Origin of the sequence: Fibrella aquatilis (genome assembly GCF_017353255.1) — a bacterium.
In the GTDB taxonomy this organism is placed as follows: Bacteria; Bacteroidota; Bacteroidia; order Cytophagales; family Spirosomataceae; genus Fibrella; species Fibrella aquatilis.
On record NZ_JAFMYU010000005.1, the window covers coordinates 121,187 to 135,310 of the forward strand.

Here is a 14,124-nt window from a genome sequence, read left to right on the forward strand (position 1 = left end):
ATCAGATGATATACGGTTTTCGCCTTTTTTGTTGCATAGGGGGGCTTTTTGTAGTGGCCGGGGCCTGCGCGCCTAAGGTGACCACCGTCAGCCGAAGCAACGCAGGCAGCTATAACGACTATTCGGAAGACCTCGCGGCGGTGCGGCCTATATACAATGACGTTATCGCAAATACGCCGACTACGCCCGCCCCACCCACCACTCGCCCGATCGAACAGCCGCGCAAAACTACTGCCGTTCCAGAGCTGTTGCATGTAAACAAGCGCGTAGATGCCATCCTGGATACTATGGCTGTGCAAAGTCGCCGTGTTCGCTACGCCCCCGGCTACCGGGTGCAAGTGTATGTGGGCAATGAACGCGCCGCCGCCGATGCCGCCAAACTGCAACTCTATCAGCAGTTTCCCGAACTAAGCGCCTACATGACCTACCAGCAACCCACCTACCGCCTCAAGGTGGGCGATTTTATGCGGCGGATGGACATTGACCGGTATATGCCGAAACTGAAGGCTGTGTTCCCCTCTGCCCAGTCGCAGCCCGACAAGGTAGACCTCCGGCGGGGCCTCTTGATAAGATAAGTACAACGAAATGCCTGTTGTACCGTAGATTTGCTCTCTGAAACACGAAATTTTACAAATTAGTAGTCGCTTCAAAGTTTATGAAAAAGGCGTTGGTAACCGGCATCACCGGGCAGGACGGGGCTTATCTGGCCGAATTACTGCTCGAAAAGGGGTATGAAGTACACGGCGTGAAACGTCGTAGCTCCCTCTTTAACACGCAGCGTGTTGATCATTTGTACGAAGATCCCCACGAAAAACACGTTCGCTTCAAACTCCACTACGGCGATTTGTCGGACTCAACGAACATTATCCGATTGATTCAGGAGGTGCAACCCGACGAGATTTATAACCTCGGCGCTATGTCGCACGTACGCGTGAGCTTCGACGAACCCGAATACACCGCCATGGTCGACGGGATCGGAACGTTGCGGATTCTGGAAGCCGTCCGGCTGCTGGGCCTGACCGAGAAAACCCGCGTCTATCAGGCTTCTACATCCGAGCTATATGGCGGTGTGCAGGGCCACGCGCAGTCGGAGACTACGCCGTTTTACCCCCGTTCGCCCTACGCGGTGGCTAAACTATATGGTTACTGGATCACGGTCAACTACCGCGAGGCCTACAACATGTTTGCCTGCAACGGTATTTTGTTCAACCACGAGTCGCCCCTGCGCGGCGAAACGTTTGTAACGCGCAAGATCACCCGCGCCGTGTCGCGCATTGGCCTGGGCCTGCAAGACAAGGTGTATTTGGGCAATATGGACTCCCTCCGCGACTGGGGCCACGCCAAAGACTACGTCGAGGCGATGTACCTGATTCTGCAACAGGATACCCCCGAAGACTACGTGATTGCTACCGGCGTGACAACCACGGTGCGTGACTTCGTGAAAATGTCGTTTGCCGAAATCGGCGTGACGCTGGAGTTCAAAGGTGAAGGCGTGGAAGAAAAAGGCTACGTGGTGTCGTCAACCAACCCCGAATTTACCGTTGAAGTGGGCAAAGAAGTGGTGGCCATTGACCCCCGCTATTTCCGCCCCACCGAGGTAGACCTGCTGCTGGGCGACCCTACCAAGGCCATGACCAAGCTGAACTGGAAACCCAAATATGACCTGGCTGCTCTTGTGAAAGACATGATGCAGGCCGACATTGCCCTCTTCCAGCGCGACCAACTCCTGGCCAAGAGCGGCCACCAGGTGCTGAATTATTACGAATAACGGCCCCCTATCCCGGACGCAGGACCGCCCCGAAGGGGAAGTGCTGCCGCATATAAAAAAAGCTCAGTTAGATATTCTAGCGGAGCTTTTTTTATATGCGGTAACCTTTGTTCTTCTGGCTGCGGAAGCTGACGCACTTGATTCGTTGAGTAAAGGATATATAGAGTCTGAGACAATGCTCGTTTAAACGTAAACCCGTTCGCTTCATGAATCAGCTTGCCTTACTTTCGGTCTTTTGCTTACTATGGGCTTGTAAATCAGGCGGAAAGCAACAAGCCTTAGAAGCACAACTCCCTGTTCAGCTCCCGATAATAGTAACTATGTCGGACCCTACAGCTAAAAATGATACGGTCGAGGTGGCATCAACGCTAACTGACTCAACATACATCCTTAACGTGGGTATCTATCACAGCAATGAAGTGGATCAGACCGCCATCCAGCGGGATTGGTTCGGACTCTTCAAACGCGGGGAAAGCTATTATTTGGATCATTGTGCTTTGAGAGTAAAGCGAGTCGACGATCCAGTAGGAGCTGATGGATTGGCCTGGGATATCTCAGTTTCAAACAAGGACAGTTCAGTACTGCTGATTAATCCCCCTACTTTTCTTAAACCTAATGCTGTACCTCATATTGAACTGTCAAAGCGCCATTTAGCACCTGGCGACAGCTTACGGTTTGTATTTGGTAGTACAGATTACACGCTCTTTGCCACAGGTACATTGGTTGGTGAGGGGGATGACAAATATGAACAAGACTATAGGTTGTACCTATCAGCTGCCAACAACGGGCATCACGTAACTCAGCTATTAGAGCAAAAACAGCAAAGCGATGGTGATACTCAGACAACAATTCTTTTTGTGGGCGATATCGACGGCGACGACAAGCTCGATTTCCTAATTAACACAACTGCTCACTACAATGCCTTTGTACCGACGCTGTTTTTGTCGAAACCAGCTCTAAAGAATAACCTAGTAAAGTTGGTGGGGAAGCATATAAGCGTTGGATGTTGATATGAAGCGAACCGTGGGATTGTAGCCCTATTGAGCCTTGGGTAGCTTAGGCCCAGCGGGCCGTAACGTCGGTAGAATAGGTTGATGCTCCTCATCCAATCAAGCCCCAGCGGGGCGTAACGTGCGGATACGCCCAAGCGGTGATGCCTAGCTTAGATGTTTGCTACCATATCCGCACGTTACGCCCCGCTGGGGCTTGATTGGATGAGGAGCATCAACCTATTCTACCGACGTTACGGCCCGCTGGGCCTAAGCTACCCAAGGCTATGAATATGCCTATTATTTAATGGATTGATAATCAATTATTTATCTGGATTTGCAATTTTGTAGTCTGCGTCAAGAACAAATAAAAGGGGGTTTCTGAACCACAAACATGGTCCAGCAACCCCCTTTTTAGGGAAATTCGGGCGGGCACGTGGCCTCGCCCCTACCTTACATCGGTACGGCGTAGTAAAGGGTGCGGCTGCTGTTGGGGTACATCCCGATCAGGAGCAAGCCTTCGCCTTCTTTCACGCTGCCTACGATGGTTTCTAGGTCTTTAACGGTCTTTACGTTTTTACCATTGGCTTTCAGGATCACAAAGCCCTCTTCGATTTCGGTTTCGGCCAGTTTACCGTCAACAATTTTGCTGACGCGGACCCCGCCGCTAACACCCATCTGCTGACGCTCTTTGTCGGTCAGGTTGTTGAACTCGGCACCCAGCGATTTCATGCTTGAGGTGGCCATTTCTTCCTTCTTGATCACGTCGCGGCCACCGTTGCGGTTGCGGAGTTCGACTTTGAAATCACGCTCGGTACCACCCCGGTTCACGGTCACGGTAACCACGTCGCCCGGACGACGACGACCGATGATCTCGCGCATTTGGGCATCCGAATCAAGCGGAGCGCCTTCCATCTTCACAATCACGTCGCCTTTCTGAATACCGGCGGCTTTGGCGGCACCGTTGTCGGTTACGCTTTCTACGTAGATACCACGGCCCACTTTAGAACCTACCTCGGTAGCCAATTTGCTGTCTAGTTCGCGAGGCAGGATACCGATATAACCGCGCTGCACGTTACCGAATTTCAGCAGGTCGGCGGTTACTTTCTTCACGAGTGATACCGGTACAGCAAAACCGTAGCCGCTGTAATAGCCTGTAGCAGAGGCAATTGCTGAGTTGATACCCACCAGTTCGCCACGCAGGTTCACCAGCGCACCACCTGAGTTGCCGGGGTTAATGGCGGCGTCGGTTTGGATAAACGCTTCGATGGGCGTATCAACGGCTTTGGCACCGGGTTGCTGCTGCTGTTGGTTACGGCTCAGAATACCGATACCCCGGCCTTTGGCACTCACGATACCCGCCGTAACAGTCGATTCGAGGTCGAGGGGGTAGCCAACCGCCAATACCCATTCGCCCAGTTTCAGGTTGTCTGAGTCACCCAGCGTAATGGCGGGCAGGTTGTTGGCATCAATTTTTACGACGGCCAGATCCGTAAGTGGGTCAGTGCCAATAACTTTGGCTTTGAAGCTCCGCTTGTCGGTCATGATCACTTCTACCTCGTCGGCGTCCTGCACCACGTGGTTGTTGGTCACGATATACCCGTCTTTCGAGATAATCACGCCCGAACCTGAGGCCTGACCCTGCTCACGCCGGGGGCGACCCTGTCCCTGACCCATGCCGGGCATGCCTTCGTCGCCGAAGAACTCACGGAAGATATCGGGCATTTGTTGCTGCCGCACGGTGCGGGTCATGGTGGTACGAATGTGCACAACCATCGGCGTGGCGCTTTCGGCGGCATACGAGAAATCACCGGGGGCACCCGAAGGGGCGTTGCCCGTCAACGAAGCCAGCCGACTAATGGGCGTGGCCGACGATTCACTAAATACGACGTCCCGCTTATTGAACCCCAGCAGGTTGTAAGCGAACAACGTAACGGCACTCGAGAAGAGGGCAATCAGCGTTAGAACTTTCCAGTTGCTTTTCATGGTATTGGGTACTAAAAAAATCGGTGTTTGTGTAGACGTTCCAGGCGACAAAAAGGGCGAGTTTAGGAAGAAAACCCACTTTTTCGTTGTCGCTTCTGACAACATAACGAAAGTAGAAGCGCGAAAAATTCGACCCCTATTCACCGCTTAACACATTTTAACAACGGATGTTTTGTACAGTATGCAGTGAAGAACAGTATGCAGTATGCATTGGTTAGTCGGCGTAGCCCGGACGCGGGATCGCCCCCACTCTGAAGGGTGCCTGCTGGCGCGTCAGCCCACTGCATACTGCATACTGACCTTCACTGCATACTGTAAATCTCCCAATACGCTTTGCCTGTGTTTTGCCAGCGGAAGCGGTTGGCCTGCCAGCGGAGGCGTTCGGGTTTGAGGGGGTCGTCGTAGAAATCGCGCATACCGGCGCGGAGGGTTTCCACGATGGCTTCTGGCTCAAACGAGTCGAAATAGACAGCTTCGCGGCCCCCGATTTCGGGGAGGCTGGTGAGGTGCGAGAGGAACACGGGCTTGCCGAAGCTCATGGCTTCCACTACGGGCAGGCCAAAGCCCTCGCTGAGCGAGGGGAACAGAAACGCCTCGCAGTTGGCGTAGAGCCAGGCCTTGGTTATCTCGTCAACGGGCCCGGTCTGTAGCACATTATCGGCACCAAGTTGCGCGGCCTGTTCGCGGAGGTGCTGAGCGTAGGGATGGTCGTTGCGCCCGGCCAGCACCAGGGCGTAGTCGGGGAAGGCCTGTGCGATGGCCAGCAGCGTGTGGACGTTTTTCTTGGGGTGCAATACGCCCAAAAACAGGAAAAACGGCCTTTTCAGTCCTTCCAGGCCTTTTGGCGGTGGCTCCGCTGGCGGCGTGGGCAGGTCCGAGACGCCGATATAAACTGTTTGGAGTTTGGTTATGGGAGGTAAGGTCAGGTGTTCGCGTACCACCGAGCCGGTGTAGTCAGAGAGGGTAGTAATGATTTGGGCGCGGTTGGCCCGTTGCTGTACGGCGGCGAGTTTGCGGGCCTTTTTCGCATCCGAATAATCGGGGCGTTCCAGAAAATTCAGGTCGTTAATAGTCAACACCAGCTTACCGGGGCGTTGCGAAGGCCAGTAGGCAGCGTCCTGGTGTAGGTTGTGCCAGACGTCGTACTGTCCAGGGTTCCAGAGTTTCCGCAGCCAACTGGCCTCCAAGTAGTGCAGCCGTGGACTCGGTTCGCCAAAAACCCCCGTCTGCCCCTTCGGCACTAAAAACGTCAGGTTGGCGTCGGCGGGTTGCTGCCGCACCAGCTCCTGCCCCACCCGCAAACAGGTTTGTCCCAACCCGCTATTCAGGTCACGGATGCGTTCGGTATCGACGAAGATTTTCATAGAGGAAGTTTAACGTCTAAAGTTCAAAGTCTAAAGTTGGCTGACGCAAGAGTATGCGCGTCAGCCAACTTTAGACGTTAAACCTTAAAACTTTAGACTACTCTTCCAGTCGCTTAAACAGCACTGTGGCATTGTGCCCCCCGAAGCCAAACGTGTTGCTCAGCACCGTATTAATGGTTTTCGTCTGTGCCACGTTGGGCGTTAGATTCAGGCCTGCGGGCACGTTTTCGTCGCGGTTTTCGAGGTTAATCGTAGGGGGGATCACGCCGTGCTGCATGGCTAGGATGCTGGCAATGCCTTCAATAGCTCCTGCTGCCCCCAGCAAATGACCGGTCATTGATTTGGTGGCACTGATGCTCAGGTTGGTCGGGTTGTCGCCAAACACTTTGGCAATGGCTTTGGCTTCCGACAAATCGCCAATGGGCGTTGAGGTGGCGTGTGGGTTCAGGTAATCAAGCTGATCGGGTTGCAAGCCGGCTTCACGGAGGGCTTCGAGCATGGCGTTGGCGGCACCCAGGCCTTCGGGGTGGGTGCCGGTCATGTGGTAGGCGTCGGCGGTGGCACCGGTACCTACCAGTTCACAATAGATTTTGGCACCCCGCGCTTTAGCGTGGTCATAGTCTTCCAGAATGATGCCGCCGCCGCCTTCGCCCAGCACAAAGCCGTCGCGGTCAGCGTCGAACGGACGCGAGGCCCGCTGTGGCTCGTCGTTGCGTTCCGAGAGGGCTTTCATATTGCTGAACCCACCCAGCGCCGAGTCGGTGATCACGTATTCCGAGCCGCCCGTTACAATGGCGTCGGCTTTGCCCAGCCGGATGTAGTTGAAGGCGTCGATCATGGCGTGGGTACTCGACGCGCAGGCCGATACCGGCGCGAAGTTGACGCCCATGAAACCGTGACGGATAGAAATCATGCCAGCGCCCATGTCGGCAATCATTTTCGGAATAAAGAAGGGGCTAAACCGTGGAATCTTGCCCCCGGCTCCGTAGGCCAGCACTTCTTCCTGAAAGCTGTGCAGCCCACCAATGCCCGACGCCCAGATTACGCCCACACGCTCTTTGTTGATGCCTTCACTCAGCAGCCCGGCATCGTTAATAGCCTGGTCGGCGGTGACAATGGCATAGTGCACGTAGCCGTCCATTTTTCGGGCTTCTTTCCGGTCAAAATAATTGAGTGGGTCGAACCCTTTTACTTCACAGGCGAAGCGAGTTTTGAACAGGGATGCGTCGAATTTGGTGATGGGACCGGCACCGCTTTTGCCTGTGCTCAGGCCCTGCCAGAACTCAGCAACCGTGTTTCCGATGGGCGTAAGGGCACCCAGGCCCGTCACAACGACTCGTTTTAACTCCATATGTGGGCTATGCTTTATAGGGTGCAAAGATGGGAAATAAGGAGGAAAGGGAGAAAAGGAGGAATGGAGGAAGGGAAGAAAGCAGGAAGGGGAGGACTAACGCACCAGTAGTTCCTGTTGTGTCAGCCAACCCTTTCCTGCTTTCTTCCCTTCCACCGTTTCTCCTTTTTTACCCCATCCACGCCACAATTCGCCGTGCCCACTCTTCGCCGGCGTCTTCCTGCAAAAAGTGGCCTCCTGAGAGGGTAATGTGGGGTTGGCCCGCCGCGCCGGGGATGAGCTTCTGCATGACTTTGTCGCCACCGGCGGTGATGGGGTCGTGGTCTGAGAAGCAGGTTAGGAGCGGTTTTTGCCATTGCATCAGCACCTGCCAGGCGGCGCGGTTGGCGGGGGCGGCGGGGTCATCGGGGCGGGTGGGCACTAGCTTCGGGAATACCCGGGCGGCGGTTTTGTAGGTCTCGTCGGGGAAGGGGGCGTCGTAGGCGGCAACCACGTCGGCGGGTAGTTTGGTGGTGCAGCCCATGCTGATGAGCTGACCAATGGGCAGGGAAGCAATGGTTTGCGAGAACGTTTGCCACTGCAAAAACGCCTCCGACGGGGGCTGATCGCCGGTGGGCAGGCCGGTGTTGGCCGCGCAAATGCGGGCAAAGCGCGACTCGTTTTCGGCGGCCAGTCGTAGCCCCAGTAGCCCGCCCCAGTCCTGACAGACCAGCGTTATGTGTTGTAGATCAAGCTGTTGGATAAACGATGTGAGCCAGTCTATATGGCTTTGGTACGAATAGGCCTCTGCCTCCACGATCTTGTCTGATTTACCAAAGCCGATCAGATCAGGGGCAATAACCCGGTGGCCCGCGCCGACTAGGATCGGAATCATTTTCCGGTAGAGATAAGACCAGGTGGGTTCGCCGTGGAGAAGTAGCACCGGGGCAGCAGTGGGGTCACCTTCGTCAAGGTAGTGCAGTTGCAGGTCTTTTCCCACGGTCAGATAATGAGGTGTGAACGGGTAGCCGGGCAAATTGGCGAACCGGTCGGGGGGCGTGTGCAGAATAGTCATGTTACAAGATAAGTGTTTATGTATACCACAAGTTACAAATTGATGTGAACCCTATTTTTAATCTTACTTTTGTGGTTGGTCAATAACAAATTGTTTTCAATACCATTCATTAACACGCGTCGTTAATCTATGATGATTAGAGCAATAATTACGGGTGCCACAGGCATGGTGGGGGAAGGTGTTTTGCACGAATGCCTCCAACATCCGGATGTGGAGCATATTTTGGTGGTTGGCCGGAAGACATGTGGTGTCGTTCACCCCAAATTAAGCGAACTACTGGTGCCTGATTTTTATGATCTTTCGGCCGTAGCAAGCCAACTGACGGGCTATAATGCCTGTTTTTTCTGTTTGGGCGTATCGTCGGTGGGCATGAATGAGCGTGATTATTACCGGGCTACCTACACCCTTACGCTGCACATGGCCACGCTGCTGAGCCAACGTAACGGCGGCATGACGTTCTGCTACGTGTCGGGCGTGGGTACAGACAGCACCGAGATGGGCAGTTCGATGTGGGCGCGGGTGAAGGGCAAAACCGAAAACGACCTCATGGCCCTGCCGTTTAAGCAGGTTTACAATTTTCGTCCGGGCTACATTCACCCTACCGAAGGCCTCAAAAATACCAAGAGCTACTACCGCTACTTAAGCTGGCTTTACCCCGTGCTTCGTCGGTTGTTTCCTAATTCGGTCATCACCCTCCGACAACTGGGCTTGTCTATGATCCACTCCGTCGACAACGGCACCCAAAAGCGCGTGCTGGAAGTGAAGGATATTTTGGCGCTGGCAGAACAGTGATTTACGATGTACGACTTACGATGTACGATTTATTGCTGACGCCTGGGTTTGCTCTGGCCGCACCGGCGGACCGGTCAGCAATAAATCGTACATCGTAAGTCGTACATCGTAAATCACTCCGATCTTTGCACCATGCTATTACAAAATGATTTAGTGCTGCGGGCGGCGCGGGGTGAGGCAGTAGAACGTACGCCCGTATGGCTGATGCGGCAGGCTGGGCGAATCTTGGCAGAGTACCGGGCCGTCCGGGAAAAAGCGGGCAGCTTTATCAAGCTGGCCACTACCCCCGAACTTGCCGCCGAAGTGACCGTGCAACCCGTTGATTTACTGGGCGTTGATGCCGCCATTATTTTCTCCGACATTCTGGTGGTGCCCGAAGCCATGGGCCTGCCCTACGAGATGATCGAGCAGCGCGGGCCGGTGTTCCCCCGTACGGTGCGCACCCTGGCCGACCTCGACACCTTGCACATTGCCGATGCTGAGCAGGACCTGGGTTATGTGCTGGAGGCCCTTCGTCTGACAAAACAGATGCTGAATGGCCGGGTACCCTTGCTGGGTTTTGCCGGGGCACCGTTCACTATTTTCTGCTACATGACAGAGGGCAAAGGATCGAAAACGTTTTCGGTGGCCAAAAAGCTGCTCTACACCGACCCCGTTTTTGCCCATACGCTGCTGCAACAAATCACCGACAGCACCATTGCCTACCTGAAAGCCCAAATACGGGCCGGGGCCGACCTGGTGCAGATTTTCGATTCGTGGGCGGGCATTCTCTCGCCGGATCAATACAGCACATTTTCGCTGCCCTACATCAGTCAAATCTGCGATGCCATCAAAGCTGATGCCGAGGTGGGGCAGACGCCCATTACGGTGTTTGCCAAAGGCGCATTCTTTGCCCGCCAGGCCATTGGTCAACTCAACTGCGACGTGGTGGGCCTCGACTGGAACATGGATGCGGCCGAATCGCGGGCGTTGATTCCGGGCAAGACCTTGCAGGGCAACCTCGACCCCTGTGTGCTTTATGCCGAACCCGCTCAGATCCGCACCGAAGTGCAGCAGATGCTCACCGCCTTTGGCCTACAGCGTCACATTGCCAACCTCGGCCACGGCGTGTATCCCGACACCAACCCCGACCACGTTCGCGTGTTTATCGACGCCGTGAAGGAAGGCGTGGGGCAGAGGGTGTAGGGTATGGAGCACGGAGCTTAGAGACAAGAGGCAGGAAATAGTATACAAGGCGCATGATTACATATCGCTTGGCCCAACTGACTGACTGCGAGGGTATTGCCAATTTGCACACGCGTAGCTGGCGGTTGGCCTATCGGGGTATTCTGCGCGATCAGTACCTGGATGGTATTATTGATCAGGACCGCTATGCCGTCTGGTCTGAGCGCCTGCTAGACCCCGCCCAGAATCAGCGTATTCTATTGGCCGAAGAGAACGATAACCTGCTGGGATTCATCTGTTTATTTTTCGACAAAGACCCTGTGCGCGGCACCCTTATTGACAACCTGCACGTTGACCCGGCGATGAAAGGGCAGGGCATTGGAGCAGAGCTACTGCGTGAGGCCACCCGCCAATTGCTGCCCGAAGCTACCAATTCGAATTGCTACCTGGCTGTTTATGAGGCTAATACACCCGCCATTGGTTTTTACGAACGCATGGGTGGCCGTTGCCTTGGCCGCGAACTGCACGATAACCCCGGTGGGGGCAAAGCCACGATTTTGTGGTATGGATGGGGCAATAGTGATGAGTGGTAAACGGTAAGAGGTAAGTTTGCTTCCGCCAGCGTAACTGCTCTGGCGGAAGCAAACTTACCTCTTACCGTTTACCACTCATCACTTATTTATTATACCGCAGTCCTTCATCATAGTTAAACAGCGCGTAGCCGGGGCCTTCGAGGTAGCCGGGCACGTCGGTTTTTTGGTTTTGGGCGGCGGCTTCTGAAACCGGCGTTGAAAATGGCATTTTGCCCGACGGGTTAAACTGGCCCGTTATGACATCCAGAAAGGCATCGGTGGTGGTGCCGAATGTGGCCAATACGCCCCTGATGTTAGCGGTTGTGGCAGGGTTATAAACCTCATCAACCACCCAGGGGTTGGTAAAATTGATGGCCAGAATAGTCGGTTTTTTGGCCGTGAGCGCGTTTACGTAGGCTACGTCGACGGCATTCTTCGACAGCGACAGGTACAGCGGTGAACCGTCGGAATTAAACAACGACTTGGACCCGGGCGTGATCCAGAGCACAATTACGTCGGCCTCTTCGGGCGTTTTCACGAAGGTCAGGTTATACTTACCCGCCTTGTCGGCGAAAACGTTGCTTGGGTTGGCCTGCGGGTTTGGCTGGCGGTAATACTGCTCGAAATACACCTTCGTTTTTGGGGTTAGCGGCAGCGCCTGCGGCTCATTTCGCAGCAACACAATCGACTTGCGCATGGCCAGGTCGGCGCGGGTTTGAAAGCGGGCGTTGCCTACCAGTTGCTCAGCGGCTGCTTCGTCTACATATGGGTTCTCGAACAGCCCCAGCCTGAATTTTTCCAGCAGCAACCGCCGCACCGAATTATCGATGTAACTCATGTCGACGGTGCCACTCCGCACAGTTTCAAGCAGTTGCGAGGGGTCCGACGTGCCCGAGTACAAGTTTACCCCCGCCTCCAGTGTGCGTTTGTATCGTTCGGTCAGGGTCAGGTTTTCGGCACCCCAGGGCATCATCTCGATGGGGCCAGTGTCGGAGTTGATGATCCCGTCGAAGCCCAGTTCGCCCCGCAGCAGGTCGGTGATTACGCCCTTGTTGTAGGCATAGGCGATGGGTTCGTATTTGGTATCCTGCGGAATGGAATAGTACGGCATAATGGCCGACGTGCCCGCTTTGATCGCCGCCCGGAAGGGAATGAGGTTGTTGGCAAGCATATGCCCCGGAAAACGCTCGTTCTTTCCCCAGTCGAAGTGGGGGTCCTGACCTCCTTCGGCCGCGCCGCCGCCGGGAAAATGCTTGGTTGTCATCGCCACCGACGTGGGGCCGAGGGTGGTGCCCTGAAACCCCAGCACTAGCTGCGTCATCATCTGCCCGACCCAGTCCGCGTTTTCGCCAAAAGTGCCCTCTATACGCTGCCAGCGGGGTTCGGTGGCCAGGTCGGCCATGTACATGTAGCCTTTGCGAAGGCCCACCGCTGCCCACTCCTGCCGGGCAATGTCGGCAAATTCGCGCACCAGCGCCAGATCGCGCATGGCCGATAGACCCAGTTCGCCGGGCCAGGTCGAGAATACGGTTTTGCCCACACTCAGGCCAATAGAGGCGTCGCGAGTGATGTGGTTGCGGGGGTTCGAGGCAATAATAGCCGGGATGCCCAGCCCGTCGGCTTCGCAGAGGGCCTGGAGTTTGTTGGCCCACTGGGCCGTGGTGCGGGCGCTCACGTTGGCCCGCAGGATAAAGTGGCGCAGGTGGTACTGAGTTACGCCCTTGGTGGTACCCGCGGCCATCATCATTGGCGCAGGCAGGGGCTTTTTGGTAAACATGTTGCCCGTTTGTACCAGGTCATCTTCATTGAAATCGCTGGTGATGGCGTCCTTGTTTTTGGGTGCTTCAAACGACCAGTCATTTTTCAGCCGTGCCGTGCTGATGAGCATAAAGCCAACTTTTTCTTCCAGCGACATCCGGGCCAGCAGATCGGCCGTACGCTGGGCAATGGGTCGCCGCCAGTCTTCGTATTTATCGAGCTTTCCGTTTTTGTTTAAGTCCTTGAATACCAGATTGCCCAGATGCAACAGTGGGGCCGACTGAGCACCCAACACGGGTTGCTGAACAGCCGCCCGTGACTGAGCCGCGACTTGGCTGGTTACGCACCAGATAAGTAAAAAAACGGGTAAAGCAGTAGACGCGAAAGGTCGACTGAATGGCTTTTCAGTATAAATACGATGCATAATGTTGTTACGGTGTTGGCAAAAAAAGACTGGTATATAGCTTACTATGCAAGCTACATACCAGTTGGAATTACTGCATCTCTTAACCGGTTTTGATGCAAAAAATAAGTAATGACTGCACGTATAATTCGCCTGACTATTTATGCCGTAGTAGACGTTTGTGTTGATAGATAAACCACGCCAGCACGCTTACTACGGCCGTCAGTGCCAACGCTTGCAATATGACTGGTCCCTGCAACTGACGAAGGCCCACGAATACGGCGACAAAAGCCCAGAGGGCGGTGAGGGTATAGGCTAGACTACCCGTTGTTAACCGTACACAGCCAAATACGTTAACTGTGGCCCCAAGGAGGATCAGGCCCTGCCAGAGTTGACCAGCGGGGCCGGTGTCAGAGACCCCCAGGCTTTTTACCACAGAAGCGATATTAGCAAAGATGGCTACGCTGGTCCAGCCAAGGTAAATGCCCAGTTGCGCCTCTATAAGCAGGCGTTGCGTAGTTGTTAACTGTGACCGGTATGGTAACACACGCCGGTAGGCCTGACGTAGTAGCCAGAACATACCAATGAAAATAGGAACGGTTAGCCAGACGTTCGGACTAGCCGCCGCCCAGAGCCACAGGCCAAAACCCAGGTAGGTGCCAATAAGATATGGGGCCAACTGACCAAACAACGGGATATTGCGGTTGCCGGGAATAACCTGGTAGATACCGTAGGCCAGTGACAGCAACGTGATGACGCCCCACACTGCAAAAGCATACCCAGCGGGGGTAATTTGTGGATCGTTGCCTCCATTGCCGTCGAATGAGCTGAACAACGGCGAAAGCTGTTGCATAACGGCCGTCAGGCAAACCAGCCAGTACAGCGCATTTTGTTTCAAATCGATTGACACAGGCTGATACATA

The 14,124-nt window shown here is 54.7% G+C and carries 12 protein-coding genes; 6 read left to right on the forward strand and 6 right to left on the reverse strand.

The window, feature by feature from the left end; translation table 11 throughout:
* The first annotated feature begins 5 nt into the window (after nt 1-5).
* The 3 genes from J2I48_RS08240 to J2I48_RS08250 all read left to right on the forward strand — a co-directional run bounded on the left by J2I48_RS08240 (nt 6) and on the right by J2I48_RS08250 (nt 2,778).
* Entirely contained in the window at nt 6-575 is a 570-nt protein-coding gene (locus tag J2I48_RS08240; RefSeq protein WP_207334941.1) for an SPOR domain-containing protein, read from the forward strand.
* Between the two features lie 80 nt (nt 576-655).
* Entirely contained in the window at nt 656-1,768 is a 1,113-nt protein-coding gene (gene gmd, locus J2I48_RS08245; RefSeq protein ID WP_207334942.1) for a GDP-mannose 4,6-dehydratase, read from the forward strand.
* A 206-nt stretch (nt 1,769-1,974) separates the two neighbouring features.
* Nucleotides 1,975-2,778, forward strand: a complete 804-nt coding sequence (locus J2I48_RS08250; RefSeq protein ID WP_207334943.1) for a hypothetical protein — start codon at nt 1,975-1,977, stop codon at nt 2,776-2,778.
* Nucleotides 2,779-3,210: 432 nt separating this feature from the next.
* Here the strand turns inward: J2I48_RS08250 and J2I48_RS08255 are convergent, their stop codons facing one another.
* The 4 genes from J2I48_RS08255 to J2I48_RS08270 all read right to left on the reverse strand — a co-directional run bounded on the left by J2I48_RS08255 (nt 3,211) and on the right by J2I48_RS08270 (nt 8,512).
* Nucleotides 3,211-4,743, reverse strand: coding sequence for a Do family serine endopeptidase (locus J2I48_RS08255; RefSeq protein ID WP_207334944.1), 1,533 nt, complete (start codon nt 4,741-4,743; stop codon nt 3,211-3,213).
* Between the two features lie 302 nt (nt 4,744-5,045).
* A complete protein-coding gene (locus tag J2I48_RS08260) occupies nt 5,046-6,107 on the reverse strand; it encodes a glycosyltransferase family 4 protein (RefSeq protein ID WP_207334945.1) in 1,062 nt (353 codons plus the stop codon).
* Nucleotides 6,108-6,204: 97 nt separating this feature from the next.
* Nucleotides 6,205-7,458 (reverse strand): beta-ketoacyl-ACP synthase II, encoded by a 1,254-nt coding sequence (gene fabF, locus J2I48_RS08265; protein ID WP_207334946.1) that lies wholly within the window; start codon nt 7,456-7,458, stop codon nt 6,205-6,207.
* 169 nt (nt 7,459-7,627) lie between these two features.
* Nucleotides 7,628-8,512, reverse strand: coding sequence for a haloalkane dehalogenase (locus J2I48_RS08270; protein WP_207334947.1), 885 nt, complete (start codon nt 8,510-8,512; stop codon nt 7,628-7,630).
* Between the two features lie 129 nt (nt 8,513-8,641).
* On the opposite strand from J2I48_RS08270, the gene J2I48_RS08275 reads away from it, so the two are divergent.
* The 3 genes from J2I48_RS08275 (at nt 8,642) to J2I48_RS08285 (ending at nt 11,061) form a co-directional block, all read left to right on the forward strand.
* A complete protein-coding gene (locus J2I48_RS08275; RefSeq protein ID WP_207334948.1) occupies nt 8,642-9,304 on the forward strand; it encodes an NAD-dependent epimerase/dehydratase family protein in 663 nt (220 codons plus the stop codon).
* Between the two features lie 132 nt (nt 9,305-9,436).
* Nucleotides 9,437-10,489, forward strand: a complete 1,053-nt coding sequence (gene hemE / locus J2I48_RS08280) for a uroporphyrinogen decarboxylase (RefSeq protein ID WP_207334949.1) — start codon at nt 9,437-9,439, stop codon at nt 10,487-10,489.
* 53 nt (nt 10,490-10,542) lie between these two features.
* On the forward strand, nt 10,543-11,061 hold the full coding sequence (locus tag J2I48_RS08285; protein WP_207334950.1) for a GNAT family N-acetyltransferase: 519 nt from the start codon (nt 10,543-10,545) through the stop codon (nt 11,059-11,061).
* An 82-nt stretch (nt 11,062-11,143) separates the two neighbouring features.
* Here the strand turns inward: J2I48_RS08285 and J2I48_RS08290 are convergent, their stop codons facing one another.
* Nucleotides 11,144-13,222: a glycoside hydrolase family 3 protein gene (locus J2I48_RS08290; RefSeq protein ID WP_207334951.1), complete on the reverse strand. Its 2,079-nt coding sequence runs from the start codon at nt 13,220-13,222 to the stop codon at nt 11,144-11,146.
* A 136-nt stretch (nt 13,223-13,358) separates the two neighbouring features.
* Complete coding sequence (locus J2I48_RS08295; protein ID WP_207334952.1) at nt 13,359-14,123, reverse strand: TspO-related membrane protein; 765 nt, start codon at nt 14,121-14,123, stop codon at nt 13,359-13,361.
* Between the last annotated feature and the right edge of the window lies 1 nt (nt 14,124).

Excerpts from the sequence above, each read along its gene's own strand:
- J2I48_RS08240 (WP_207334941.1), top strand. The coding sequence starts at position 6 with ATGATATACGGTTTTCGCCTTTTTTGTTGCATAGGGGGGCTTTTTGTA.
- gmd (WP_207334942.1), top strand. The coding sequence starts at position 656 with ATGAAAAAGGCGTTGGTAACCGGCATCACCGGGCAGGACGGGGCTTAT.
- J2I48_RS08250 (WP_207334943.1), top strand. The coding sequence starts at position 1,975 with ATGAATCAGCTTGCCTTACTTTCGGTCTTTTGCTTACTATGGGCTTGT.
- J2I48_RS08255 (WP_207334944.1), bottom strand. The coding sequence starts at position 4,743 with ATGAAAAGCAACTGGAAAGTTCTAACGCTGATTGCCCTCTTCTCGAGT.
- J2I48_RS08260 (WP_207334945.1), bottom strand. The coding sequence starts at position 6,107 with ATGAAAATCTTCGTCGATACCGAACGCATCCGTGACCTGAATAGCGGG.
- fabF (WP_207334946.1), bottom strand. The coding sequence starts at position 7,458 with ATGGAGTTAAAACGAGTCGTTGTGACGGGCCTGGGTGCCCTTACGCCC.
- J2I48_RS08270 (WP_207334947.1), bottom strand. The coding sequence starts at position 8,512 with ATGACTATTCTGCACACGCCCCCCGACCGGTTCGCCAATTTGCCCGGC.
- J2I48_RS08275 (WP_207334948.1), top strand. The coding sequence starts at position 8,642 with ATGATGATTAGAGCAATAATTACGGGTGCCACAGGCATGGTGGGGGAA.
- hemE (WP_207334949.1), top strand. The coding sequence starts at position 9,437 with ATGCTATTACAAAATGATTTAGTGCTGCGGGCGGCGCGGGGTGAGGCA.
- J2I48_RS08285 (WP_207334950.1), top strand. The coding sequence starts at position 10,543 with ATGATTACATATCGCTTGGCCCAACTGACTGACTGCGAGGGTATTGCC.
- J2I48_RS08290 (WP_207334951.1), bottom strand. The coding sequence starts at position 13,222 with ATGCATCGTATTTATACTGAAAAGCCATTCAGTCGACCTTTCGCGTCT.
- J2I48_RS08295 (WP_207334952.1), bottom strand. The coding sequence starts at position 14,123 with ATGTATCAGCCTGTGTCAATCGATTTGAAACAAAATGCGCTGTACTGG.